At 64.4% G+C, this 25504-nt stretch carries 22 protein-coding genes and 1 riboswitch; of the genes, 13 read left to right on the top strand and 9 right to left on the bottom strand.

Features of this window, described 5'->3' with window-relative positions:
* Positions 1-498: 498 nt before the first annotated feature.
* The 8 genes from A37U_RS53075 to A37U_RS0124000 form a co-directional block, all read right to left on the bottom strand.
* Positions 499-894 (bottom strand): hypothetical protein, encoded by a 396-nt coding sequence (locus A37U_RS53075; protein ID WP_205623007.1) that lies wholly within the window; start codon positions 892-894, stop codon positions 499-501.
* 20 nt (positions 895-914) lie between these two features.
* On the bottom strand, positions 915-1208 hold the full coding sequence (locus A37U_RS0123970; RefSeq protein WP_020499211.1) for a transposase: 294 nt from the start codon (positions 1206-1208) through the stop codon (positions 915-917).
* A gap of 93 nt (positions 1209-1301) precedes the next feature.
* Positions 1302-2081 carry an enoyl-CoA hydratase gene (locus tag A37U_RS0123975; RefSeq protein ID WP_020499212.1) on the bottom strand — a complete coding sequence of 260 codons (780 nt, stop codon included), beginning with the start codon at positions 2079-2081 and terminating at the stop codon, positions 1302-1304.
* Positions 2078-3007 (bottom strand): 3-hydroxyisobutyrate dehydrogenase, encoded by a 930-nt coding sequence (mmsB, locus tag A37U_RS0123980; RefSeq protein WP_020499213.1) that lies wholly within the window; start codon positions 3005-3007, stop codon positions 2078-2080. The genes A37U_RS0123975 and mmsB overlap by 4 nt, the downstream gene beginning before the upstream one ends.
* Complete coding sequence (locus A37U_RS0123985) at positions 3004-4038, bottom strand: enoyl-CoA hydratase/isomerase family protein (RefSeq protein WP_020499214.1); 1035 nt, start codon at positions 4036-4038, stop codon at positions 3004-3006. The genes mmsB and A37U_RS0123985 overlap by 4 nt, the downstream gene beginning before the upstream one ends.
* Positions 4038-5177 (bottom strand): acyl-CoA dehydrogenase family protein, encoded by a 1140-nt coding sequence (locus A37U_RS0123990; protein ID WP_020499215.1) that lies wholly within the window; start codon positions 5175-5177, stop codon positions 4038-4040. The genes A37U_RS0123985 and A37U_RS0123990 overlap by 1 nt, the downstream gene beginning before the upstream one ends.
* Positions 5178-5185: 8 nt before the next feature.
* Entirely contained in the window at positions 5186-6685 is a 1500-nt protein-coding gene (locus A37U_RS0123995) for a CoA-acylating methylmalonate-semialdehyde dehydrogenase (protein ID WP_020499216.1), read from the bottom strand.
* A 151-nt stretch (positions 6686-6836) separates the two neighbouring features.
* Positions 6837-7007: riboswitch (cobalamin riboswitch) on the bottom strand.
* A gap of 252 nt (positions 7008-7259) precedes the next feature.
* Complete coding sequence (locus tag A37U_RS0124000; RefSeq protein WP_020499217.1) at positions 7260-8018, bottom strand: IclR family transcriptional regulator; 759 nt, start codon at positions 8016-8018, stop codon at positions 7260-7262.
* Positions 8019-8267: 249 nt separating this feature from the next.
* Here A37U_RS0124000 and A37U_RS0124005 point away from each other — a divergent pair, with 249 nt between their 5' ends.
* From A37U_RS0124005 to A37U_RS0124065, 13 genes are all read left to right on the top strand, one after another.
* A complete protein-coding gene (locus A37U_RS0124005) occupies positions 8268-9701 on the top strand; it encodes an aldehyde dehydrogenase family protein (RefSeq protein ID WP_026197540.1) in 1434 nt (477 codons plus the stop codon).
* A gap of 49 nt (positions 9702-9750) precedes the next feature.
* Complete coding sequence (locus tag A37U_RS0124010) at positions 9751-11865, top strand: hydantoinase/oxoprolinase family protein (RefSeq protein ID WP_020499219.1); 2115 nt, start codon at positions 9751-9753, stop codon at positions 11863-11865.
* Positions 11822-14074, top strand: a complete 2253-nt coding sequence (locus tag A37U_RS45040) for a hydantoinase B/oxoprolinase family protein (RefSeq protein ID WP_157183006.1) — start codon at positions 11822-11824, stop codon at positions 14072-14074. Before A37U_RS0124010 ends, A37U_RS45040 begins: the two co-directional genes overlap by 44 nt.
* Positions 14075-14101: 27 nt before the next feature.
* Positions 14102-14863 (top strand): SDR family oxidoreductase, encoded by a 762-nt coding sequence (locus tag A37U_RS0124020; protein WP_026197541.1) that lies wholly within the window; start codon positions 14102-14104, stop codon positions 14861-14863.
* Positions 14864-14940: 77 nt separating this feature from the next.
* Positions 14941-15834 carry an HpcH/HpaI aldolase/citrate lyase family protein gene (locus A37U_RS45045; RefSeq protein WP_020499222.1) on the top strand — a complete coding sequence of 298 codons (894 nt, stop codon included), beginning with the start codon at positions 14941-14943 and terminating at the stop codon, positions 15832-15834.
* Positions 15831-17024: a CaiB/BaiF CoA transferase family protein gene (locus tag A37U_RS0124030; RefSeq protein WP_040588669.1), complete on the top strand. Its 1194-nt coding sequence runs from the start codon at positions 15831-15833 to the stop codon at positions 17022-17024. Before A37U_RS45045 ends, A37U_RS0124030 begins: the two co-directional genes overlap by 4 nt.
* A 38-nt stretch (positions 17025-17062) precedes the next feature.
* Positions 17063-17569: a MaoC family dehydratase gene (locus A37U_RS45050; protein ID WP_020499224.1), complete on the top strand. Its 507-nt coding sequence runs from the start codon at positions 17063-17065 to the stop codon at positions 17567-17569.
* Positions 17566-18726 (top strand): acyl-CoA dehydrogenase family protein, encoded by a 1161-nt coding sequence (locus A37U_RS0124040; protein WP_020499225.1) that lies wholly within the window; start codon positions 17566-17568, stop codon positions 18724-18726. Before A37U_RS45050 ends, A37U_RS0124040 begins: the two co-directional genes overlap by 4 nt.
* Positions 18726-20150: an MmgE/PrpD family protein gene (locus tag A37U_RS0124045; RefSeq protein WP_020499226.1), complete on the top strand. Its 1425-nt coding sequence runs from the start codon at positions 18726-18728 to the stop codon at positions 20148-20150. Before A37U_RS0124040 ends, A37U_RS0124045 begins: the two co-directional genes overlap by 1 nt.
* Positions 20151-20305: 155 nt before the next feature.
* Entirely contained in the window at positions 20306-21361 is a 1056-nt protein-coding gene (locus A37U_RS45055) for a thiamine pyrophosphate-dependent dehydrogenase E1 component subunit alpha (protein ID WP_020499227.1), read from the top strand.
* Between the two features lie 60 nt (positions 21362-21421).
* Positions 21422-22405: an alpha-ketoacid dehydrogenase subunit beta gene (locus tag A37U_RS0124055; protein ID WP_020499228.1), complete on the top strand. Its 984-nt coding sequence runs from the start codon at positions 21422-21424 to the stop codon at positions 22403-22405.
* 7 nt (positions 22406-22412) lie between these two features.
* Positions 22413-23675, top strand: coding sequence for a dihydrolipoamide acetyltransferase family protein (locus tag A37U_RS0124060; RefSeq protein ID WP_020499229.1), 1263 nt, complete (start codon positions 22413-22415; stop codon positions 23673-23675).
* A gap of 659 nt (positions 23676-24334) precedes the next feature.
* Positions 24335-24589 (top strand): hypothetical protein, encoded by a 255-nt coding sequence (locus tag A37U_RS0124065; protein WP_020499230.1) that lies wholly within the window; start codon positions 24335-24337, stop codon positions 24587-24589.
* 268 nt (positions 24590-24857) lie between these two features.
* On the opposite strand, the gene mftR is transcribed toward A37U_RS0124065, so the two are convergent.
* Positions 24858-25472, bottom strand: a complete 615-nt coding sequence (gene mftR, locus A37U_RS0124070; protein ID WP_020499231.1) for a mycofactocin system transcriptional regulator — start codon at positions 25470-25472, stop codon at positions 24858-24860.
* Positions 25473-25504: the final 32 nt, after the last annotated feature.

Genomic DNA, 25504 nt, shown 5'->3' on the forward strand with positions numbered 1-25504 from the left:
TGGCGGATCCCTTTATCCCAATCCTGAGCTACCCGTTTATCGATCCCCACACAACGCGCGGCGTGCGCACGAATCACACCGCGAGCACGCAGGGCGAAGAATTCCTCCCGTAGGGCNCNCATATCACGCCGGGTGGTCATTCCCGCTTCGCGAACCCACTTGTAACACGTCACCGCAACGAATTCCAGCTCTACGGCGACAGCGGCAACGTTAGGATTTTCCTTCAAACGTCNGAAAAACTCATCCTTATCCGCCTGCGTATACGAGCGCNGCCGCTTGNGCGGACGCGACATACCCGCCTCGCGTCGCCACCGGTAAGCAACCGATTCACTCACCCCGACCTCAACAGCGATCACACGGACCGTTCCACCACGATCAAGCCTCCGGAAAAACTCGACCCGCACCCAGTCCGCAACCCTATGCGACGAACCAACCCGCCCCGCATTCGCGACCATCCACACCACCATCCCGTCAAGGTGTTGCGACGACGGTTAGAACTCAAGCGGTGCGATGCTCGGTCAAATCCGTGAGCCAGAGCTGGTTCGGGCCCTTGGCAGTGAAATCACGCTGGACGAGGTCGTCGTGCGCCGACGCCCCCGACCGTTTGCCGTTGCCGCCGCGTTTCTTACCGAACGCGCTCCACCAGCGGTTATCCCGGCAGATCCGCCACACGGTCCGCTCCGCTGCCCGATACCCGGCCGCGGCGGCTTCGTCGGCCAGGAACCGGTAACCGAACTCGGGGTCGTCGCGGTGCGCATCGAACACCGCGTTCGCCAGATACGCCTCGGCCAGCTCTGCGTCGGTGACCGGCCGGGCCAGCCACCGGTAATACGGCTGCCCAGCGATCTTGAGCACCCGGCACGTCACCGCGACGGGGATGCCGTCGGCGGCCAACCCACGGACGAGCGGGTAAATCATTTTCCCGGCAGGTTCGACTGCGACAAATACGCAGCCGCGCGGCGGAGCACCTCGTTTTCTTGCTCCAGCAACCGGATCCGACGCTTCACGGCGCGCAACTCGGCGTTCTCACTCGAGCTAGCGCCGGGCTTGACACCATCGTCCACATCCGACTGTCGCATCCACTCCGACAGCGTCATCGGATGCACGCCGAAATCGGCGGCAACCTGCTCGAGCGTCACACCCGACTCACGCTGCCGAGCAACGCGGACAACGTCCTCACCGAACTCACGGGGATAAGGCTTCGGCACAGTGACATCCTTCCAGCCCGACCATCGGCCAAGCCATCTCACTTGTCACCCGATCTTGCAACAGACCCGGCGACCAGTCCCGGCGTGCTGGTGTTATTGGTGTTTGAAGTTTGGTTGGCGTTTTTCGGTGAAGGCTTGCATGCCTTCTTTTTGGTCGTGGGTGGCGAAGGTGGCGTGGAAGGTGCGGCGTTCGAAGAGGATTCCTTCGGTGAGGGTGGTTTCGAAGGCTCGGTTGATGGCTTCTTTGGCTATTTGGGTTGCTGGTTTCGACATGCTTGCGATGGTGGTGGCGATGGTGAGGGCTTCGTTGAGGAGTTTCTCGGCGGGGACGAGGCGGGAGATGAGTCCGGCGCGTTCGGCTTCGGTGGCGTTGATGGTGCGGCCGGTGAGGCAGAGGTCCATGGCTTTGGGTTTGCCGATGGCGCGGGTGAGGCGTTGGGATCCGCCCATGCCGGGAATGACGCCGAGGGTGATTTCTGGTTGTCCGAATTTGGCGGTGTCGGCGGCGATGAGGATGTCGCAGAGCATGGCGAGTTCGCAGCCGCCGCCGAGTGCGTATCCGGCGACGGCGGCGATCAGTGGGGTGCGGATGCGGGTGAGGGTGTCCCAGCCGGCGAACCAGTCTGCCGTGTAGACCTCGCTGAAGCTTTGGGGTGCCATTTCTTTGATGTCGGCGCCCGCGGCGAAGGCTTTCGTTGATCCGGTCAGCAGGATGGTGCCGATGTCGGGGTGGCGGTCGAGTTCGGTGGCGAGCCCGGTGAGCTCGCGCATTGTTTCCTGGTTGAGTGCGTTGAGCGCGTGGGGTCGGTTGAGGGTGATGCGGGCGACTCGCTCGGCGGGGTGGTCGAGGATGATGGTTTGGTAGTTGGTCATTTCGTGTTGTCCTTGTCGAGTTGGTCTTCGTCGATTTTGGCATCGTCGAGTTGTTTGTCGCGGATGGCGTTGATGATGGCCGAGAAGTCCTGGTGTGGTCCGTGTTTGCCGACGAAGGTGTCGTAGAGTTCGCGGGCGTGCTTGCCGAGCGCTGTGTCGACGTCCTGGGCTTGTGCGGCTGTGTTGGCGAGGCGGAGGTCTTTGAGCATGAGCCCGGCTGCGAACCCTGCGGTGTAGTTCCGGTTGGCTGGGCTGGTCGGTACGGGTCCGGGGACGGGGCAGTTGGTGGTTAGTGCCCAGCATTGGCCGGAGGCGGTGGAGGCGACGTCGAACAGGGCTTGGTGGGTGAGTCCGAGTCGTTCGCCGAGGACGAAGGCTTCGGCGACGCCGATCATGGAGATCCCGAGGATGAGGTTGTTGCATGCCTTGGCGGCCTGTCCGGCACCGGGCCCACCGCAGTGGATGGCGCGGGCGCCCATGTGCTGTAGATGTGGTTCGGCGACGGTGAAGGCTTCGCTGGTGCCGCCGACCATGAACGTGAGTGTTCCGGCTTCGGCTCCGACGACGCCGCCGGACACGGGTGCGTCGGCACTGAGATGTCCCGCCGCGGTGGCGAGTTCCGCGGCTTCGCGGGCAGCATCCACATCGATGGTGGAACACTCCAGGAACAGTGCCCCTGGCTGCACGGCAGGAAGGATTTCGCGGTAGCAGTCGAGCACGTGGTCACCGCTGGGTAGCATGGTGATCACCACTTCCGCCTGGGCGACCGCGGCCCGCGTGGTGTCGGCGAGCGTGATTTCGTTGCCGGTCGCGGTGGCACGGGCCTGCTCGGCGGGGTCGTATCCGATCACGTCCGCCCCTGAGGCCAGCAGGTTCGCCGCCATCGGGTTTCCCATGTTGCCCAGGCCGAGGAAGGCGATGCTCATCGTGTCACTCCCGTCAATTCGTTCGCGCCGAGATCGGCGAAGTAACTGTCCACGAGGTCCTTGTCGATCTCGGCGAGGGTGGCTGGGGACCAGCGTGGCGCGCGGTCTTTGTCGATGATCTGGGCGCGGATGCCTTCGACGAACTCGGCGGACCGGAAGGCCCGATGCGATATGCGGTATTCCTGGGTCAGCACGGCTTCCAGATCCGGTAGTTTCGCTGCGGAGCGTAGCGCGCGTAGCGTCACTGTGAGCGAGGTTGGGGATTTCGTTTCGATCTCCGTAGCCGCGGCGGCCGCGTGGTCACCACTCTGTTTGAGCCTGGCGAGGATTTCTGTGACTGTGTCGGCGGTGTAGCAGTGCTCGATCCAGGTGCTCTCGTCCGCGAGGGCACTCGATGGTGCCGGTTCGGCAATCGTGGCGAGCGCGGTCTGGGGAACACTCGAGGCGAGGGCATCGAATAGATCCGGGAGCCGGTCGGTGGGTAGGTAGTGGTCGGCGAGTCCACAGTGGATCGCGTCGGCGCCGGTGATCTGGGCCGTGGTGAGCGCGATATGGGTGCCGAGCTCGCCTGGGGTTCGGGAGAGCAGGTAGGTACCGCCGACGTCGGGGACGAAACCGATCCCGACTTCGGGCATGCCGATCCGGGTCCGTTCGGTGACGATCCGGTGGCTGCCATGCGCGGAGATACCGACGCCTCCGCCCATCACCAGTCCGTCCATGATCGCGATGTAGGGCTTCGGGTAGCCGGCAATGCTGGCGTTGAGCCGGTATTCGTCGGCCCAGAACTCGAGCGAGGCGCTGCCCCCGGCGCGGGCATCGTCATAGATCGACCGAATGTCACCTCCGGCGCACAGTCCCCGGTCACCCGCGCCGTCGACCAGAACCGCCCTGACCGCCGGGGCATCGCGCCACTGCGCAAGCTGGGCCGTGATGGCACTCACCATGTCGTGGGTCAGCGCATTGAGTGCGCGTGGCCGGTTCAGCCGGATATGGCCGATCCCGCTGTGGACGAGGAATTCGACATCGCTCATCAGGCGGCCTCCGCCAGCATCCGGCGGGAGATGATGACCCGCATGATTTCGTTGGTTCCTTCCAGGATCTGGTGCACCCGCAGGTCGCGGACGATCTTCTCGAGGCCGTACTCGGCCAGGTAGCCGTAGCCGCCGTGCAGTTGCAGCGCCTGATTGGCGACCTCGAATCCGGTGTCGGTGCAGATTCGCTTGGCCATCGCCGAAAGATGCGTGGCTTCCTCCGCATCCTGGTCGAGTGCCGTGGCCGCCCGCCAGAGCAGGGACCGGGCCGCCTCGAGGTCGGTGCGCATATCGGCCAGGCGGAATTGCAGCGCCTGGGCTTGGCTGAGTCTGGCGCCGAATGCGGACCGTTCGGACAGATGCCGTACCGCCATCCCGAGCGCGGCTTCGGCTCCGCCCAGTGAGCAGGCCCCGATGTTGAGCCGCCCACCGTCCAGAGCCGACATCGCGATCCCGAATCCGCCGTTCTCCGTGCCGAGGAGGGCGGCCGCCGGGACGCGGGCGCTGTCCAGGATCACCTGCCGGGTCGGCTGGGCGTTCCACCCCATTTTGTGTTCATTCGGTCCGAACGAGAGCCCTGGGGTGTCCCGGTCGAGGATGAACGCCGAGATCCCGTGTGGCCCGGGCCCACCGGTGCGGGCGAACACGACATACACCTCCGAGTGCCCCGCGCCGGAGATGAACTGCTTGAACCCGTCGAGCACATAATGCTCGCCCTCGCGGCGAGCCCTGGTAGACAGTGCGCCCGCATCGGACCCCGCATCGGGTTCGGTGAGGCAGTAGCTGCCGGGCGAGTCCATCGTGGACATTCCCGGCAGATACCGGTGGCGCTGTGCCTCGTCGCCGAATTGATCGATCATGGTGGCCACCATGTTGTGGATCGAGACATAGGCGGCGATCGACGGGCAACCACCCGCGAGTGCTTCGAACACCAGCGTCCCGTCCCACCGGCCCAGCGCCGCACCACCGAATTTCTCGGGGAGATAGAGGCCGCCGAGTCCGAGCTGTGCGGCCTTGCGCAGTACCTCGACCGGGAAATGCTTGGTCTGGTCCCATTCCACCGCGTGCGGTGCCAGATGTTCGGCGGCGAACTCGGTTGTCGTGTCGCGCAGTGCGCGCTGTTCCTCGGACAGTCGCATGTCCGCTCCTATCGCATGGTCGGGATGACGAAGCTGGCGCCTTCCTTCACACCCGATGGCCAGCGGGATGTGACTGTCTTGGTCTTGGTGTAGAAGCGAATGGAGTCCGGGCCGTGCTGATTGAGGTCACCGAAACCAGACCGTTTCCACCCACCGAAGGTGTGGTAGGCGATCGGGACCGGAATCGGCACGTTCACCCCGACCATGCCGGTGTCCACCCGCGTGGTGAAATCACGCGCCGTATCTCCGTCGCGGGTGAATACGGCAACACCGTTGCCGTATTCGTGTTCACTCGGCAACCGCAGCGCTTGCTCATATTCTGTGGCGCGGACGACCGAGAGAACCGGACCGAAGATCTCCTCCCGGTAGATCCGCATCTCCGGACGCACCCGGTCGAAAAGGCACCCACCGAGGAAGAAACCGTTCTCGTAGCCCGGCACGGTGACACCGCGGCCATCGACGACCAGCTCCGCGCCCTCGGCAACACCGATATCGAGATACTCGTGCACGCGGCGCAGGGCGTCCGCGGTGACCAGAGGACCGAAGTCCGCGGTCTCGTCATGCGCGGCGCCGAGCTTCAAGGCGCGCACTCGTTCGGTAAGTCGTTCGACCAGTGCGTCCCCGGTTTCTTCCCCGACCGGTACGGCCACCGAGACCGCCATGCAGCGCTCGCCCGCCGAGCCATAGCCCGCGCCGATGAGCGCATCCACGGCCTGATCCAGGTCGGCGTCGGGCATGACGATCATGTGGTTCTTCGCCCCGCCGAAGCACTGAGCGCGTTTACCCTGCGCGGCCGCCGTAGCATAAATGTACTCGGCGATCGCAGACGAACCAACAAACCCCACCGCCTCCACGCGTGGATCGGTCAACAACGCGTCGACCGCTTCCTTGTCGCCGTTGAGGACAGTGAACACCCCAGCAGGGAGACCCGCCTCGAGGAACAACTCAGCCAGCCGCAACGGCACCGACGGGTCGCGCTCGGACGGTTTGAGCACGAACGCGTTGCCACAAGCGATCGCCGGGGCGGCCTTCCAGAGCGGAATCATCGCGGGGAAGTTGAACGGAGTGATCCCCGCGACCACGCCGAGAGGCTGGCGCATCGAGTAGACATCGATCCCGGTCCCCGCGTTGTCGCTGTACTCGCCCTTGAGCAGATGAGGGACCCCGATGGCGAATTCCACCACATCCAGCCCCCGCTGAATGTCGCCCCGCGAATCAGCGATGGTTTTGCCGTGCTCGGCGGACAGCAGCCGGGCGAGCTTGTCCTCCTCGGCGCGCACGAGTTCCACGAACCGCATCAGCACCCGGGCACGGCGTTGTGGATTCCAGCTCGCCCATTCAGCCTGGGCTTGCGCGGCCTCCGAGACCGCTGCGGTGACCTCGGCCGCGGAGGCCAGCGGCACCGTGGCCTGGACGGAACCGGTACTCGGGTCGAACACATCGGCAAACCGGCCCGATACACCGGAAACGAGCTTCCCGGCGACAAAATGATGCAGTTCGGTTGGCATGACTGGCCTTTCGGGAAAAGGAAAGCAGAACGACATCGCCCGGCAGGAAGGCCGGACGTGTGTGCCGAAACGGCACGCAACTATTGGGGCAGGGCGATTTCTCGCACGCAAGCAGGACGAATCCGCATGCGTTCAACTCCATCCTCGTGGACGAACACGGACATCCACGGCCGGTATCCTGGCTCCCGGATCAACGACAACTCCGACCTTCCCGGCTCACGCCAGTGGCCTTGCACAGATGGAGCGCCGCTCCCCGGTCACAGTGGCGGGACCGCTCCGGACTCACACCGGATTCCCAGACACCATGGACCTTCGGACACCATATAGTAGGACGCCCAACTAAATCAAGACGCTCGACCCGCATTCGCCGGGCACTGGCCTTGCAGAGCAGCCTCGTGCAACTCTCAACCGGCTGCTTTTACCGCGCCGATCAAGGATTTCGAAGCCCACCGGGAACAGTTCGGGGACAGCAGTGTGCGCTCCAGCAAGGACCTCTCCTACGGTCTGCGTCCCGGTCAGGAGTGTCTGGTTGATTTCGAAGAAGGAGTGCGCTGATCGGGTTCGATTCCTAGGGTTAGATCGGCAGTGCCTGCGAGATCGCTTGTGTCGTTTCGATGGCACAGGAGCCTAAGTATGGCACCTGCAGGGTGTTGAAGCGACTGCTGGGAATAGAGATCGCGATGGCGCCGATCGGGCAGCGTTCGTTGTCGAGGATGGCGGAGCCGACGGCGCACACCTGGGGGCGCCACCATGCTGCCGCGTTGACCGAGTAGCCGCGCTTGCGGGTCCGTTCGATCTCGTCTCGTAGCCCGGTGGGGTCGAGGATCGTGGTGCCGGTAAAGGAATTGAGGCCACGATTGATAATGTTCTCGACTTCGTTTTCAGGTAGTTGTGCCAGGGTGGCCAGACCGCAAGAGGTCGCGTGCAGTGGGGCGCGCGTGCCGAGCTCGACGTAGGTGCGGACGGCTTGCCGGGAGTCTTTGCGGGAAATGATGATAAGCGAGTCACCTTGCCGCACGGTGAGGTGGATCGTCTCATCTGTGCGGGCGCGCAGATCTTCGAGGTACGAGTCGGCGATCGCTCGGATCTGATCTTTACCAACGGCGCGCAGGCCGATGTCGAGGGGTTTCGAGGTCACTGCCCAGCGACTCTGATCGTCGACGACCCGGAGCCAACCGACTTCTCGGAGAGTGACAAGGCATCGCTGGACAGTGGTTTTGGGTAAGTCCATCGCGCGTGCGAGTTCGGACACGCCGACGGGTTGTCGCTGGGCGACGTGTTCGAGCACCCGCAATGTGGTGCGCACGCTTGCAATGCCGTGCTGCGCGGTCACAGGACCTCCTTGTATGTGTACCACTCTACGGTACAGCATATGTTGTGCGGTGTTGCGCAAGGGCTCGAAACTCTCGGTTGCACCAGGTTCGGGTTGTTTCAAAATGAGCTGTGAACTGCATGAATATGTACGGACTTGACAGTCGTGTTGCGTGTGTTGAGTATAGGTTCTCTCGCTTTGGCGCTGTACCGATCTCCGGAACACCGCCAAAGCGAGAAGTCCGATCCACGTTGAGCACAGAGAGGTGCGATGGTTAAGCGATTGGGACTGTTTGTCGGTGGGGTCTACGCGGAGGCCGATGGTGCTTACTATCCGACAATCGATCCAGCCACGGGAACGGTGCTGGCCGAAGTCGTTCGTTCCACGGCTGAGGATGTCGACCGTGCGGTGCGATCCGCAGCTGCGGCGGCTGCCGGTTGGCGTCAGATCCACCCGGCCGAACGGGGGCGCATCCTGACGCGGATCGCTGCCGCGGTGCGTGCCGAGGTGGACGAGCTTGCCCGTACAGAGACTTTGGACAACGGTCAGCCGCTGTCTCAGTCCCGCGGGGATGTCGAGGTCGCGGCCCGCTATTTCGAATTCTTCGCTGGAGCGGCGGACAAGCTACACGGAGAGACGATCCCGCTGGGACTGGACTACTTGTCCTACACTGCTTATGAGCCTTTCGGTGTGATCGGATTTGTGCTGCCCTGGAACGCGCCGCTTCAGCAAGCTGCGCGTGGGCTCGCGCCCGCGCTTGCGGTCGGCAATTGTGCGGTGGTCAAGCCCGCGGAGGATACTCCGCTGAGCACACTGCGGCTGGCCGAGATCGCGTTCGAGTGCGGGCTTCCGCCCGGTGTGCTCAACGTGGTGACTGGTTTCGGCGAAGACGCTGGGCGCGCGTTGGCCAGTCACGAGCTGGTACGGAAGGTGGCCTTCACCGGATCGGTGGCTACCGGCAGTGAAATCATGCGATTGGCCGCTGACCGATTGGTTCCGGTAACGCTGGAACTTGGTGGCAAATCGCCCAATGTCGTGTTCGCGGATGCCGACCTGAAGGCGGTCGCGCGCAGCGCTTGGACCGCGTTCACATTGAAGACTGGGCAGATCTGCTCGGCGGGTTCGCGGCTGTTGGTGCACGACAGCGTCTACGACGAAGTGCTTGGGCAGCTGACACAGCGGGCCGTGGCCGCCAGTATCGCGCCCGGACTGGAAGACCCGGATCTGGGGCCACTCGCTACCGCCGACCAGTTCGAGAAGGTCCAGGACTATCTGCAGCTTGGCCGCGAAGAGGGCGCTGCCGTGCTTGCCGGTGGTGGCATCGCCGACCAGGGTGAGCTGAAGCGGGGCCGATTCGTTCGCCCGACTATTTTCGGTGAGGTCAACAACGGGATGCGGATCGCTCAGGAAGAGATTTTCGGGCCGGTGCTGTGTGCGATCCGATTCTCCTCGGAAGAGGAGGCGGTGTCGATCGCCAATGACACGCGCTACGGGCTTGCAGCGGGTGTTTGGACCCGAGACATCAGCCGCGCACATCGGGTGGCCGCACAACTCGAAGCCGGCCAAGTGTTCGTCAATGAGTACTTCGCTGGCGGTGTCGAGACACCGTTCGGCGGTTATAAAGCCAGTGGGTTCGGCCGGGAGAAGGGTGTCGAGGCGCTGCGTCACTACGCGCAGCTGAAGACGGTGACTACGCGGCTCTGACGGGGTCGCTGGTCCGTATACACCAACTGGAGCTGTCAAAGGAGACAGAATGAGCACGTATAGCATCGGGAGCGATGTCGGAGGCACTTTTACCGATGTCGTCGTCGTCGAGCGGGAGACTGGTCGACTGGCGCAATTCAAGTCGCCGACCACGCCGAACGATGTGAGCGAAGGAATTATCGCCGCGCTGCGGCTGGCTGCAGCGGCAGAGGACATCGAACTGCGTGAACTACTTGAGAACACCGAGATCTATTCGCAAGGCACGACCGTGGCTACGAATATCCTCGTGCAGCGGCGTGGCGCGAAGATCGGCCTGCTGCAAACAGCCGGATTCGGCGATACCATGTTTATCCAACGTGCTGGATCGCGGACCGCCGGCGTCCCGGAAGCCGAAATCAAGCTGTTCAGCAAGCTGGTCAAGCCAGCTCCGATCGTGGAGCGGGACATGGTCGTCGAGCTGCATGAGCGGGTCGACGTCAACGGCACTGTGCTGGCAGAGTTGTCCCGCGACGAGGTTTCCGCCGCCGTCGCGGATCTGCGCGAGGGTGGAGCCGAGGCGATCGCGGTATCACTGCTGTGGTCGTTCAAGAATGATGTGCACGAGCGGCTGATCCGCGAGGTGGTGGAAGCCGAGGCACCCGGGCTGTATCTGACCCTGTCCTCGGAACTGCTGCCACGTATCAGGGAGTATGAGCGCACGGTCACCACCGTGATCAACTCCTATGTCGGCCCGGAACTTAGTCGCAGCCTCGGTACCTTGGCAGAACGGCTCAAACAGGAAGGGATGCGCGTCGAGCCGTTGCTCATGCAATCACACGGTGGTTTGGCTTCCTTCGCCAAGAGCATGGAGCGCGGCGCTGGAACGCTGATGTCCGGTCCGGCGGGCGGGGTCGCGGGGTCGGCGTATCTCGGTGAACTGCTCGACCAGCCCAACATTGTCACCGCCGATATGGGCGGCACTTCCTTCGATGTCGGAATCGTGGTCGACCAGCAACCGCACACCGCGTCCGAGGCGATCATCGACAAGTACCTGACGGGAATGTCCTCGGTGAAGGTATCGGCGATCGGTGCCGGTGGTGGCAGCATCGCGAAGGTGGTCAACGGTTATCTCGAGGTGGGGCCGGAAAGTGCGGGTGCGGTACCGGGACCGGCCTGCTACGCGCAGGGTGGCGAGGATCCCACAGTCACCGATGCCGACGTCGTGCTCGGCATCATCGACCCGGACTATTTTCTCGGCGGACGGCTCAAGCTCGACGCCAGGGCCGCGTGGCAGGCCGTCAAGGACAAGGTTGCCACTCCGCTCGGGGTCAGCGTCGAGGAAGCGGCCGAGGCGATCAAGTCGATTACGGACAACAAGATGGCCGACCTGATCCGGCGCGCCACCATCGAACAGGGCTACGATCCGCGTGAGTTCGTCATCTTCGGATACGGCGGCGCCGGCCCAACGCATGCTGCGGGATACGGCGAAGAGGTCGGTGCGAAGGCGATCATTGTTCCCGCGACGGCAGCCAGCCACTCCGCGTACGGTATCGCCACCTCGGATTTGCGCGTTACCACCGAGCGCTCGCAGCCGATGGCCGCGCCGCCGCTGGCCGAACGATTCTCCGAACATTTCAGCCACACCGAGATCACCGAGATCTTCGACCAGCTCGACGCGCAAGCCCGGCAGGAGCTCGCCGGACAGGGCGGCGACCCAGGCGAGGTCGTGATCAACCACGTACTGGATATGCGGTTCCGTGGCCAGATCTACGAAGTTTCCGCACCGGTGCAGAACACCTCGTTCACCGCTGCGGACGTCGATGACCTCAAGCATGGCTTCGTCCGCGCCTACGAGTCGCTCTACGGTGAGGGCTCCGCTTACGCACCAAGTGGAATCGAGATCGTCACCTTCCGGGCCCAGGCGCTGATCCGCAACCCCAAACCGGCGTTGTCACGTCATCGGCCTCGGTCGGGTGCGGGCGTGGAACCCGCTCGTGAGCGCACTGTTTTCCTGCGCGGCGAGCACACCGCGCTGCCGGTCTACGAAGGGGAGAACCTCGCGTCGCAGGACACGGTCACCGGACCTGCGCTGATCGACTACACGACGACAACCGCCTTCGTCGACTCAGGCCAGCGGGCCGTTGTCGACGACCTCCTCAACCTCGTCATCACCAAGGAGAACTGACATGACAGTGACGACGGATACGGCGATCGACACGTCCCCACTGAAGTTCCAAACACCGGCCGATAACCTCGGCGCGGCTGACTATGAGGTGATCCGACACCGGCTCTGGAGTGTCAACGACGAAGCGTGCATCACGATGATGCACGCGTCCGGTTCGCCGGTCGTGCACGTCGGGGATTTCAACGTCTCGATCTATACCCCCGACGGGGACGTGGCCGTCATCGGCACCTACTACATGATCCCAGTCGGCACGATGGCAAGGATGGTCAAAGAGATTCTGGCCAGGTTCGGCGACAACATCGCCGAAGGCGATGTGTTCGTCTGCAACGACCCCTTCATCGCCGCGGCCCACCAGAACGACGTGCAGGTCGTGGCACCGTTCTTCCACGAGGACAAGCTGGCAGGCTGGACCGGGGCGACCGCGCACGAAGCAGACGTCGGCGGTATGGAACCGGGCAGCTGGTGCCCGAAGGCCGAGAACATGTACCAGGAGGGATACCGGATCCCGCCGAGCAAGCTCAAGGAACGAGGCACGTTCAACCAGGCTCTCTGGGACATGATGATGCACAACTCGCGCCTGGAGATCATGCTGGGCATGGACATGACCGCGATGCTGGCAGCCAACCAGGTTGCCCAGCGGCGGCTGACCGAAGTGTGTGACCGCTACGGTGCGGCGAACGTCGTCTGTGCCATGAAGACCGCCATCGAGCAGAGCGAAGCGGCGGTGCGCAAAGCGCTGTCTGAGTTGCCCGACGGGCGCTACTCGCACCGGGACTACATCGACCACGACGGGCGCAACAACGAGATCTATTCGACGGTCTGCGTGGTGATCAAGGAAGGTGACCAGCTCACCGTCGATCTCACCGACACCTCACCACAGGCACCGGGGTTCATCAACGCCACCGAGCCCGCGACCCTCGGTTCGATCGCAGCAGGGATGCTCGGCTTGCTCGGCATGGACGCGCCAGGCTGGAACGAAGGCGTGCTCAAGCCCGTCGACGTGAAGCTCAAGCCGGGCAGCCTGCTGGCGGCAGAGCCCCCGGCTCCGGTCAGCGCGTCATCGGTGGCGGCAGCTTGGACGGCAAGCCACGCGGTGATCGGCGCCATCGGCAAGCTGATCGCCGCACATCCCCGGTATGGCCAGGAAAGCACGGGGATGACCGATGGCTCATGGACACTGGTGAACTTCGGTGGCATCGACCGGTTCGGCCAGCCGTTCGGGGACATGTTCCTGGACCTGATCGCCTGGGGCGGCGGCGCCTACGCCAGCCGTGACGGCGTGGACACCGGCGGTGCGTTCATCGTCGTCCGCGGCCAGATCCAGGATGTGGAGATGCGTGAGAATACTGTGCCCGCGCTGTATCTGTGGCGTCGTGAGCGGGCGGACACCGGCGGACCGGGCCGCAACAGGGGTGGGGTGTCGATCGAGATGGGTATCACGCCGTACTTGTCCGACACCACCGGCGCGACGCTGGCCACCCACGGCGTCACCCAGCCGAACTGCGCGGGCATCTTCGGCGGCTACCCGGGCAGCGGAGCCGGGTACCAGTTGGTCCGCCGCTCCGATGTTTTCGACCGGTTCGACGCGGGTTCGCCGGTCACCGGAATGTCCAACCTCGGCGGTGAGCGGGTTGACCTCGAGGCCAAGACCTCTTTGTTCGGTATGAGCCCCGGTGATGTACTCAACGTCGAGCCACAGGGCGGTGGCGGCTACGGCGATCCGCTGTATCGGGACCCACATTCGGTCGCCGAAGATGTGCGCAAGCAGAAGGTCACCGTCGCCACTGCGAACACGATCTACGGCGTGGTGCTCGTCGATGGCACGGTGGATAGCGCAGCAACCGAACAGCTGCGCCACACCATGATGAACGCGCGCATCGAGCGCGGCACCGTTGACTCTCCCGCGCAGGCAATCCCGGCAGGCGCGATACCGCTTTTCACATTGGGCGACTCGCTGGAAGTCGTCGAATCCGACGGAGTGAAGTACTTCCGGTGCGGCGTCTGCTCGGCCTCATTGGGGCCGACAGGTGAACCGTGGAAGTCACATGCGGCCCGGATCGAACTGAGGCCGGATGAAGTGCTACCGCTGGTTCGCCTCGATTCTTCGATGACGATCACGCAGCACGCGTGCCCGTCCTGTGGCGTCTCACTCGACGTTGAAGTGCGCAGGCGCAGCGAGGCGCCGTTGAGCGACGTGATCATCCACTGAACACCGGACAGCACAAGGAGAACGACTGTGATACTCGCGGACAAGGTTGCCCTCGTCACGGGTGGGGCATCGGGAATGGGCCGGGCCGGAGCGCATCGTTTCGCCAGGGAAGGCGCCAAAGTCGTTGTGGCCGACCTGAACGAGGCCGGCGCGAAGGAAGTGGCGGAGCAGATCGTCGACCAGGGTGGCAGTGCGGTCGCGGTCAGCTGTGATGTCGGCACCGAGCAAGACAACATCGCAGTTGTCCGAACTGCCACCGAAACCTATGGTGGGTTGGACATCTTCTGGGCCAACGCAGGCATTCCGCAGGCATTTCGCAGGATCGCCGAGATCGACCCCTCCGAGTTCGATAAGCTCGTCGCCATCAACGCTCGGGCACCATGGCTCGGCGCGCGGGCGGCGCTGCCCGCACTGCAAGCACGGGGTGGCGGATCGTTCATCCTCACCGCGTCGTTGTCTGGGCTCAAAGGTAGGCCCGACGCGTCCGCCTACCAGGCATCCAAAGGGGCGGCAACTATGCTTGTTCGGTCGCTGGCCAAAGAGTTCGGACCATACGGGATCCGGGTCAACTCGGTGTGCCCCATCGCCTCCGAGACCCCGATGTGGGCGCAGTTTATGAACGGATACATGGAACCCGACAATGCCGCCAACACCTTCGCGCAGGGAATTCCGCTTGGGCGGCTCGCGGAGCCTGAGGACGTCGCCAACGCCGCGTTATTCTTCGCCGGACCTGATTCCGCCTACATCAGCGGCGTAAACCTGCCAGTGGACGGGGGATCCTCGGCCTGAACGGCATCACACCGCGACGATGTCCGCATGCTCCCCAGGGGACGGGAGCGTTGGCTGTTTTCGGAAATGGAGTGGGAATGAACCGACAGCACTGGCGCAGCGTGCTGTTCGTCCCGGGTGACCGACCCGACCGTGTCGCGAAAGCGACCCGCTGCGGTGCCGACGCCGTGGCGATCGACCTCGAAGACGCCGTCCCGCTGGAAGGCAAAGACCAGGCTAGAATTATGGCGGTGGAACAGCTCCGTGCCGGGCTGACCGGCCCGGTACTGGTGCGAGTCAACGCTGTTGACAGCGGTCTGCTCGAACGCGACATCGAGCAGCTTCGCCCGGTATGGCCGCAGGTCGACGGCGTGTTGCTAGCCAAAGCAGAAAGCGGTTCCGACGTGCTGCGCCTCGAACAACTGTTCACGGGCATGGCGGTTCCTGCGATGGTACCGATCGTCGAAACGGCGGTAGGGGTCTTCGAGGCGCGCTCCACTGCGGCGGCCTCACCGCAGGTCGCCACACTACTGTTCGGGCCAGCGGACCTGTCCGCAGACCTCGGCGTGGAGCCCACCGCAGAGGGCAACGAGCTCGCCAACGCTCGCGCCCAGGTGGTGCTAGCCGCCGCGGCGGCCGGGCTTCGCGCGCCGCTGGACGGTCCACACCTGGTGCTCGGTGACCGCGACGGTTTGATCCGGGCAACCCATGCGGCCCGCACGCTCGGGTTCGGTGGCAAGGTAGTGATTCATCCGGAACAGATTCCGGCCGTACATAAGGGTTTCGGCCCGCGTACCGATGAAATCACGTGGGCCCAGCAGGTGGTCGCGGCTTCCGCGGCCGCCGCCGCGGACGGCAGCGCGGTGTGTCGGCTCGACGACGGCACCTTTGTCGACGAGCCGATCCTGCGGCGCGCAAAGGCGTTGCTTGACGACTACCCTGATACGCGGCAAAGGGCAGTTGCGCGAGGGGCTTCGGCGGTGAACCCGTGACGGCGCCGACGCCGGGTCCATTGGACGGGGTGACTGTGGTGAGCATCGAGCAGGCAGTGGCGGCTCCGTTTGCCACGCGGCAACTGGCCGATCTCGGAGCCCGGGTCCTGAAGATCGAGCGGCCAGGTACGGGCGACTTCTCCCGCGGTTACGACGCCGCCGTCAAGGGCACTTCGAGCGTATTCGTATGGCTCAACCGTGGGAAGGAGTCCCTGACGCTGGACTTCAAGTCCGAGGACGGCCGCGAGCTGCTGGAGAGGCTGTTGGCGAGCGCGGATGTGTTCGTGCAGAATCTGTCGCCGTCGGCAGCAGAGCGGGCTGGGCTGGATCCCGCCGCTGTGCAGGACCGGCATCCGAATCTGGTCGTCTGCGGGGTATCGGGGTACGGCTCTGGCGGACCGCTGCGCGACGCGAAAGCCTACGACCTGCTCGTGCAGGGGGAGGCGGGGATGCTCTCGGTGACCGGGACACCGGAGGAGATGGCTAAGGTGGGAGTGTCGATCGCTGATATATCCGCAGGAATGTACGGCTATTCCGGCATTCTCGCGGCGCTGATGCAGCGGATGCGAACCGGTCAGGCACCGCCAGTCGAGATTTCCCTGTTCGATTCGTTGGTGGAATGGCTGGCGTATCCGCTGTACTACACCCATTTCGGCGGGATGACGCCCACCAGAATGGGTGTCAACCATCCCACGATCGCTCCGTACGGTGCCTTCGAAGCGAAAGATGGGCAGTGGCTGCTGCTTGCGGTGCAGAACGACGCCGAGTGGCGGCGCTTCTGCGACCGGGTCCTCGGCGATCCTGAACGGGCTGAGGATCCGCGGTTTGCCACCAACAGCGACCGCGTAGCACACCGGTCGGCGCTGGACGCGCTGATCGCGGATCGTCTGGTCGGCACCGACGGCGTCGCCATCCGAGCGCTGCTCACCGAGGTGGGAATCGCCAACGCGCGGATCACCGACATCGCCGACCTCGCCGGACACCCACAGCTGCTGGAACGGGACCGTTGGATACGGACTCCGATCCCGACCGGCGATGTCGAGACCGTTTATCCGCCGGGAATCCCGGGGCAACGCCGAACCGATCTCGGTGCGGTCCCGTTGCTCGGTGAGCACTCCGACCAGGTGTTGACCGAACTCGGCTACTCGGCAGAAGAGATAGCCCGGCTGCGCCAGCAGCAGGTGATCTGACCCGTTCCTGTCCCAGGAGCTTTCGCGGAAGGCATGACATGACCGTTCACACCGGATGGCAAGGCCGCTTCTTCGAGGACTTCGTTCTCGGCGATGTGTACGAGCACCCGCTCGGGCGCACCATCACCACCACAGACAACATCTGGTTCACCTTGTTGACTCAGAACACCGCACCGTTGCATTTCGACCACGTGTACGCGGCACGGACCGACTTCGGCAAGCCACTGGTCAACTCCTGCCTCACGCTGTCACTGGTCGCTGGCCAGAGTGTCACGGATGTCTCGCAAAACGTCTACGCAAACCTCGGCTGGGGACAGATCGAACTCCCACACCCCGTGTTCGAAGGTGACACCATTCGCTCACGCAGCACTGTCCTCGGCACCCGCCCCTCGCAGTCGAGGCCCACGCTCGGTGTGGTCGAGGTGCAGACCGAGGGCTTCACCCAGAGCGACGACCTCGTCATCCGCTTCACCAGGACACTGCTGGTCTATCGAACCGGGCACGGACCGCGAGCTACAAACGGCGCACAGGAGGAGCAAGCATGAGCACCACCACCGATACCGAGGTCCGCGCCGACCTGCGTGGGCTTGTCGACCGGGTCTGCGCGGACTTCCCCGACGCGTACTGGCGCGAACTCGACGACCAATTGGCATACCCGGAGAAGTTCGTCGATGCGCTCACCTCGACCGGAGTGCTCGGCGCACTGGTCCCCGAGGAATTCGGCGGACTTGGCCTCGAGGTCGGCGATGCCTCGGTGATCGTCGAGCAAATCAACCGCAACGGTGGCAACGCCGCCGCGGTGCACGCTCAGCTGTACACGATGAGCTCCGTGCTGCGGCACGGTTCCGACGAACAGCGCAAGCGTTACCTGCCGAAGATCGCCAGCGGCGAGCTGCGGCTGCAAGCCTTCGGCATCACTGAACCAATCGCCGGCACCGATACCACCAAGATCCGCACCTTTGCCCGCCGAGATGGCGACTCCTACATCCTCAACGGTCAGAAGATCTGGACCTCACGCTTGCAACACTCCGAGCTGATGCTGGTACTGGCCAGGACAACCCCGCTGGAGCAGGTCGCGAGGAAGTCTCATGGGCTGTCGCTGTTTCTTCTCGATCTGCGGGAGATCGAGGGAATCACGGTCCGGCCGATTCGAACCATGGTCAACCACGAAACCAACGAGGTCTTCTACGACGACGTGCGTGTGCCCGCTTCCGCGCTTGTCGGAGAAGAGGGACAGGGCTTTCGCTACGTGCTCGACAGCATGAACCCCGAACGGATCCTCGTCGCGGCGGAATGCATTGGCGATGGTCGCTGGTTCGTTGAGCGCTCCAGCCGCTACGCCACCGAACGAGTAGTCTTCGACCGCCCGATCGGGCAGAACCAAGGCGTACAGTTTCCGATCGCCCGCGCACACATCCATGTCGAGGCAGCCGACCTGATGCGCTGGCGCGCGGCCGAGCTGTTCGACGCGGGCAAAGAGTGCGGCGCCGAGGCGAACATGGCCAAGCTGCTCGCCGCAGACGCATCCTGGGAAGCGGCCAACGCCGCGCTGCAAACCCATGGCGGATTCGGCATGGCCTCCGAATACGACATCGAACGCAAGTTCCGCGAAGCACGCCTGTTCCAGATTGCGCCCATCTCGACCAACCTCATCCTCGCCCACATTGGCCAGCACGTGCTCAACATGCCGAGGTCATTCTGATGCCCGAGATCGCAGCGGAGGATATCCTGCACGGCTCAAACCGGGAGGCTGCGCCACAGACGAGCGAGACTACCCCGACCCGGGTCCTGGCCGAGTATGTCGCGCAGCCACCGGAGCGGGTACCCCAAGAGGCAATAGAGCTAGCCCGCACCGCGGTGCTCGACACGGTTGGCGTCGCCTTGGCAGCCGCCCGCGAACCCGTAGTCTCGGCGCTGGGCGCTGTATTCGGCGAAATCAGCGGCCCCTGCGTGACCTGGCTCGACGGCCGTAGCGCTGACCCAAGCAGGACCGCACTGCGCAACGCCACCGCCGCACACGCCCTTGACTTCGACGACGTTGACGACCTGTTCACCGGTCACCCGAGCGCCGTGCTGGTGCCCGCAGTGCTGGCCGTCGCTGAACAAACCGAAGCCAGCGGTGCACTCGCCGCGGAGGGCTACTGGCGTGGCCTTACCGTGATACGGGCGCTGGCCGCTGGACTTGGCGTCGGTGAACATTACACCCGAGGCTGGCACTCCACCGCGACCCTCGGCGTGCTCGGCGCTTCGGCGGCGGCCGCCACGGTACTGGGCCTGAACGCGCAGCAGACCGCGCACGCACTGGGCATCGCCGTATCCCGCGCAGCCGGGTCGCGACACAACTTCGGGTCGATGACCAAGCCACTGCACGCCGGGCTCGCGGCAAGCGATGGAGTGCTCGCCGCCGTACTGGCACAGGCCGGACTCACCGCTGGAAGTGACCCGGTCGGCGGCCCATACGGCTATCTCGGCCTGTACTCCGGAGCAGCCACCCTCACGGAGGCACAGCGCAGCGCCGCCACCGAACGCATCGTCGCGACGCTGCGCGACCCGGGCCGCGCAGCGCTCAACCTCAAACTTTTCCCATGCTGCTACGCAACCAACGCCGCCGCAGACGCCGCACTCGAACTACAAGCATCCGGGTTGCGGATCGAAGACATCGACACAGTCCAGGTAGCCGTACCCGCAGGGGGCCTGCAGCCACTGATCGAATCCGCTCCCCGGACGGGATTGGAAGCCAAATTCAGCGTCCACTACGTCGTCGCGTCTTGCCTCGCCGACGGGCACCTCAGACTCGACGCGTTCACCGACGCCGCGGTCGATCGCGCACCGGTGCTGGACCTCGCCGCACGCATCACCGCTACCGACACCCTCCCGACTGTGCAGACCGGCAGGCTGGTGTTCGCCGCGGAGACTACCGTGCGGACCCGAACCGGTGACACGACGGCAATCCGCTGCGACGCACCCCGCGGACACGCCGATCGTCCCGCGCGGATGGCAGATGTGCTGGCCAAGTTCGACGACTGCGTCGCGTTCGGTGGCGCAAACGTTCCCACCGACCTCGCCGAACGCTTGCACGGACTACCGGAACGGCCGAACGTGGCAGGCATCTTCACTGATCAATGACCACCGATGACGGCGACACCCGACGCCACCGCGTCGACGGTCCGTGGCCGTCCTCCGGCACCTTCGTGGTTGCGCTTCGCCAACCGGCGGGGCATCCACGGCCGCAGCGCTCCACAGGGCGCTGCGGCCAACCGATCAATCCTAGGGAGAACCGCATGGAACCCGTGCAGCTACTCGACCCCGACGGCCGCTTGACCCAGGACGAGAACTGGCCGCTAGAGCTCACCCCCGAACTATGTCGCGACCTGTACCGCAGAATGCGCCTCGCGCGTCGGTTCGACGAACAGGCATACGTCCTGCAACGGCAAGGCGAGCTCGGCTTGTGGCTGCAGTCGCTTGGTCAGGAGGCGGCTCAGGTGGGGTCGATCAGCGCAGTGCGGCCCGACGACCATGTGTTCCCGAGCTACCGCGAGCACGCCGCCGCGCTGTGCCGCGGTATCACTCCGGCAGAGTTGTTGGTGCAGTGGCGCGGTAGCCGCAACAGCGGATGGGATCCGGCGACCTATCGTTTCCACATCTACACTCTGGTTCTGGCCGCGCAGCTACCGCACGCGACCGGTTACGCGATGGGCGTGCAGCGCGACGGCACAGACGAAATCGTGCTCGCCTATTTCGGTGACGGAGCGGCCAGTGAGGGTGAAGCGAACGAGACCTTCAACTGGGCGGCCACAACCGAGGTACCGTTGCTGTTGTTCTGCCAGAACAATCAGTGGGCTATCTCCACACCTGCGCACACCCAGACGCGCACATCGCTGCACCAGCGTGCGCAGGGTTTCGGCCTCGAAGCCCACCTCGTCGACGGCAACGACATCCTGGCCGTACACGCGGTGACCGCTGCGGTCGCCGAGCGCGTGCGCAGCGGGGGAGGCCCGGCAATGATCGAAGCGCAAACCTACCGGATGGCCGGCCACAGCACCTCTGACGACCCAGACCGCTACCGCGACGCGAGCGAACTGGACAGCTGGAAGACCCGCGACCCGATCCATCGCCTCGAGCGGCTGCTCGAGGAACGCGGATGGATGAATGACGGATTCCGCGCGGACCTGGAAGCCGAGTGCGAGGTGTTTGCCAACCGTACAAGCCAGGAATGCAAGCAGTTGCCACTGCAAGACGTGTCCACACTGTTCAATACGGTCCTGGCCGAGCCGACTCCCTTGTTGACCGAGGAACACCGGCGCTACGCCGAGCTGGTCGCCTCTTTCGCGGAGTAAGCCTCTGCACCTCTTTCCGCACTGGCCGCACCGACCTACGGCCCTATCGACGGGAAATCCATGTCTCAGCTCACTCTTTCCAAGGCGCTCAACACCGGCCTGCAACAGGCGCTTACCAACGACCCCAAAGTGATCGTCATGGGCCAGGACGTCGGCGGACTCGGCGGAGTCTTCCGCGTCACCGACGGCCTGCAGAAGGACTTCGGCCCACAGCGCGTGATCGATACCCCTCTCGCCGAGGCGAGCATTGTCGGCACCGCAATCGGACTAGCGCTGCGCGGTTATCGGCCAATCTGCGAGATCCAGTTCGACGGCTTCGTCTATCCTGCCTTCAACCAGATCGTCTCCCAACTGGCAAAAATGCGAGCCCGCAGCCACGGCCAGCTTGCGCTGCCCGTGGTGATCCGCATTCCGGTCGGCGGGGGGATCGGCGCCGTGGAACACCACAGCGAATCAAACGAGGTGTACTTTGCGCACACCGCGGGACTCCGCGTGGTGTGCTGCTCGAACCCACAGGATGGCCACTGGATGCTGCGGCAGGCCGTCGCCTCCGAGGACCCGGTCATCTTCTACGAGCCTAAACGGCGCTACTGGGCCAAAGACGAGGTCACCGACACACCCGCCGAGTCAACGCTGCCACTTGATCGGGCACGGATACTACGGTCGGGAGACGACCTGACACTGCTCACCTACGGCGGCATGGTGGACACCTGCCAACGGGCCGCGGCAGTCGCGGCGGAGGAAGACCGCCGTGAGATCGAGGTTGTCGACCTGCGGACCCTGTCCCCACTGGATATGGAGACGATCGCGGCCTCGGTGGGCAAGACCGGGCGCTGCGTCGTCGCCCATGAGGCACCGACCTTCGCGGGACTCGGCGCCGAGGTCGGCGCCGAGATAACCGAATACTCATTCTACGACCTCCAGGCCCCCGTTCTGCGGGTCGGTGGATTCAACATCCCCTATCCACCCGCCAAGTACGAGGACCAGCACCTCCCCGACCTCGACCGGGTCCTCGACGCGGTCGACCGATCGTTTGCGTGGTGAGCCACCCATGAACACCTCTGCGAAATCCCAACAATTTCACCTACCCGATGTCGGCGAGGGACTCGAAGAAGCCGAGATCGTCACCTGGCATGTCGCGGTGGGCGACTCGATCGGCAATAACCAGCCACTCGCTGAGATCGAGACCGCCAAATCACTGGTGGAACTGCCGTCCCCATACGAGGGCACCGTCCTGGAAATCCTGGCCGAACCGGGGCAGACCGTACGGGTTGGCGAGCCGGTCGTCTCCATCGGCACTGCCACGGAAGAACCGGCCGAACCCGCGCCGGAAGTGCTTGTCGGCTACGGCCCTGGTACGAGCGCTCCGGCTCGAAGGCGCCGCAGGCAGACCTCGCAGGAGCAGCCACCCGTGGCGCGGTCCGTACAACCCAACGCAGCGCGGGCGAAACCCCCGGTCCGGAGACACGCCAAGCAGATGGGCATCGACATCGAGACCGTCACCGCGACCGGACCCTACGGCACTGTCACACGCCAAGATCTGCTCCGACACGCCGACCGGGCCACAGATCATCTACCCGATCCCGCACCGATGGCACAAGCAGCGACCCGGCCAGACAACGAGGCTCGGAGGACCCCGGTCACCGGAGTACGTAAGGCCACTGCGGCGGCAATGACCACTAGTGCGTTCAGCGCACCACATGCTAGCGAGTATCACGTCGTCGACGTGACACGATCGGTAAAGCTGGTCGGCCAGCTCAAAACCCACCCCGCGTTCGGGCAATCGAAGGTCTCGATGCTGCTGCCGGTGGCTCGTGCCCTCCTGGCCGCGGTATCCGAGCACCCGGCCATCAACGCGTCCTGGGCAGACACCGAGATCCTCGAACACCCCGCTGTCAACCTGGGAATCGCGGCCGCAACGCCCCGTGGACTGCTGGTACCCAACATCAAGAACGCCCAATCGCTGACCCTGCCCAGCCTTGCCCGCGCCATCACCGAACTGGTTGATACCGCCCGCAAAGGGCGATCGAGCCCACAGGAGATGACCGGTGGCACGATCACCATCACCAACATCGGCATCTACGGTATAGACGCCGGAACGCCGATCCTCAACCCCGGCGAAGCTGCCATCCTGTGTCTCGGAGCGGTGCGCAGGCTCCCCTGGGAACACAACGGCCGGATCGAACTGCGCTGGGTCACTCGGCTCACCCTCTCGTTCGACCACCGCATCGTCGACGGCGAGCTCGCAAGCAAGGCGCTCAGCAGAATTGGCCAAATCCTGCACCGACCGAAAACCGAGCTACTGCTGACCTGACCAAGGAGAGCGCGCATCGAGGGAGTGTCCGGCGAACGGCTCTGGCTCAAATCCGGTCGTAACTTATTGTGACGGTTAGTTGCATTCGGTAACAGCAGGAATCGCGGTGCTCTGGCCTCGATGTTCCGTGGGCGGATAGTGTCGCAATCAGGCTGCGACCTCGGTGTGTCGGTGCGCCGCAGAGGCCGTGGCGCAAGCTCGCCAACTCTCACCCGATGGCAGCTCGGCATCCGTGACCTGCGGATCCTTACTTCGCCAGAGCCTTATCGTTGTGACTACCGTCCGTCACCACCGAAAGTGCGTCAGAGCCCCATCGACATCACAAACTGTCGTTGCAGTACTAAGTCTTCGCGGATCCAGATACGACGGACCGGCACATGGTACTGACCATGATGCAAGGCGGGGCCGACGAGATCAGCGTCCCCAACGGGCCGTGGAAATTCGACGGCCAGCCGCCCGCCGCTGGGGCTCCGTCAACACACCGCCGAGGTCGTCGCCGAGCTGACAGAGCTGAGGTTCGGTGGAGAGCCGGTATGGGTTGATTGAACGGTAGGTGGGTCAGCGCCGCGGAACGTTGTGTCGATGCAAGGTTCGGCACACCGTGACGCGGAGACGGTGAACACGTCGACAAGGTCGGCGATGGTGTACTCGCCAGTACCGTGCATGCGCACGAGAATCTCGACTGGCGGCCAACGATCTTGGGCACGGTCGAAGATCTGTCGGCGGTGCTGCTGTCAACGGCACTGGGGGAACACGCTCGTGCCCAGCTCAGTCTGCTCCCGCCCGAGTTTCCGACGTCACCGCAGCTGGTGCCGGCCGAGCTGCCCGACACCGGCGTGACCGAGGCCATCACGTTGCTGGCGCACCTGATCGCGATGGCAGCGGCCGAGGGCCAGGTGGACGATGAAGAGTGAGCACACCAAGGTGACCGCATCCCACCGCTCCCGCGCGGCGGTCGTCTACGTTCGCCAATCCACGCCTACGCAATTGGGGCGCAACGCCGAGTCCATTGCCCGACGATACGACCTGGTCGAGTGTGCCATCATGCTGAGCTGGTTGCGCGCGCAAGTCCGGGTCGTCGACGCCGGTCGCCGTGGTTCGGTTGTCAGCTGGCCGAGAGCGAGCCGCCGTTCAACGCTGTGTCGTCGACGAACCCCGCGAGGTCAGACATTCCCTCGCGGGTTATCGGGTTCGTGTGTCGAATCCGTTGGCGAGTGCGTGGAGGGATAGGTCGAGGTAGGTGGTGAGGTCGGTGTCGGCTGTGGTGAGCCATTGGTCGAAGGCGGCGCGGCTGGCGGCGAGTGTGGTGCGTCCGATGGCGAGGGGGTAGAGGGTGTCGGGGGGCTGGTTGAGGCGCCGGGCGGCGAAATCGCTGACGGCCCGTTCCCAGGCGTCGTAGTGGGGCCCGGCGCTGGTTTGCAGGGCGGGGACGGTGCTGATGAGGTGCATTCGGGTGCGTAGTTCGGGGACGTCTTCGGCGCGGTAGTGGTTGACGCCGACGACGACTTCGCGGATCGCGTCCATGAGTGGTGTGTGGGGCGAGACGGCGTCGAACGCGGTGCGGAGTCGTTGTACTTCGCCGTCGAATTGGTGCCAGAGGGCGGCGGATTTGGAGTCGAAGTAGCGGAAGAAGGTGCGTCGGCTGACGCCTGCGACGGCGGCGATCTCCTCGACGGTGGTGTCGTCGAAACCGTGCTCGCTGAACAGTCGCAGCGCGGCGAGTTCGAGTTCGCGCGCATTGGTGGCCGGCGGGCGTCCCCGTCGCCGGGCGTCGGTGTCGCGGTGAGGCGTGGTCATTGTCTTCTATCCGTCGCAACTATTGCTTGTGT

This window comes from Sciscionella marina DSM 45152 (genome assembly GCF_000379465.1).
Classification (GTDB): Bacteria; Actinomycetota; Actinomycetes; order Mycobacteriales; family Pseudonocardiaceae; genus Sciscionella; species Sciscionella marina.

Excerpts from the sequence above, each read along its gene's own strand:
- A37U_RS0124045 (WP_020499226.1), top strand. The coding sequence starts at position 18,726 with ATGCCCGAGATCGCAGCGGAGGATATCCTGCACGGCTCAAACCGGGAG.
- A37U_RS0124060 (WP_020499229.1), top strand. The coding sequence starts at position 22,413 with ATGAACACCTCTGCGAAATCCCAACAATTTCACCTACCCGATGTCGGC.
- A37U_RS0124055 (WP_020499228.1), top strand. The coding sequence starts at position 21,422 with ATGTCTCAGCTCACTCTTTCCAAGGCGCTCAACACCGGCCTGCAACAG.
- A37U_RS0123995 (WP_020499216.1), bottom strand. The coding sequence starts at position 6,685 with ATGCCAACCGAACTGCATCATTTTGTCGCCGGGAAGCTCGTTTCCGGT.
- A37U_RS0123975 (WP_020499212.1), bottom strand. The coding sequence starts at position 2,081 with ATGACCAACTACCAAACCATCATCCTCGACCACCCCGCCGAGCGAGTC.
- mftR (WP_020499231.1), bottom strand. The coding sequence starts at position 25,472 with ATGACCACGCCTCACCGCGACACCGACGCCCGGCGACGGGGACGCCCG.
- A37U_RS45045 (WP_020499222.1), top strand. The coding sequence starts at position 14,941 with ATGAACCGACAGCACTGGCGCAGCGTGCTGTTCGTCCCGGGTGACCGA.
- A37U_RS0124010 (WP_020499219.1), top strand. The coding sequence starts at position 9,751 with ATGAGCACGTATAGCATCGGGAGCGATGTCGGAGGCACTTTTACCGAT.
- A37U_RS0123985 (WP_020499214.1), bottom strand. The coding sequence starts at position 4,038 with ATGAGCGATGTCGAATTCCTCGTCCACAGCGGGATCGGCCATATCCGG.
- A37U_RS0124005 (WP_026197540.1), top strand. The coding sequence starts at position 8,268 with ATGGTTAAGCGATTGGGACTGTTTGTCGGTGGGGTCTACGCGGAGGCC.
- A37U_RS45050 (WP_020499224.1), top strand. The coding sequence starts at position 17,063 with ATGACCGTTCACACCGGATGGCAAGGCCGCTTCTTCGAGGACTTCGTT.
- A37U_RS45055 (WP_020499227.1), top strand. The coding sequence starts at position 20,306 with ATGGAACCCGTGCAGCTACTCGACCCCGACGGCCGCTTGACCCAGGAC.
- A37U_RS0123990 (WP_020499215.1), bottom strand. The coding sequence starts at position 5,177 with ATGCGACTGTCCGAGGAACAGCGCGCACTGCGCGACACGACAACCGAG.
- A37U_RS0124040 (WP_020499225.1), top strand. The coding sequence starts at position 17,566 with ATGAGCACCACCACCGATACCGAGGTCCGCGCCGACCTGCGTGGGCTT.
- mmsB (WP_020499213.1), bottom strand. The coding sequence starts at position 3,007 with ATGAGCATCGCCTTCCTCGGCCTGGGCAACATGGGAAACCCGATGGCG.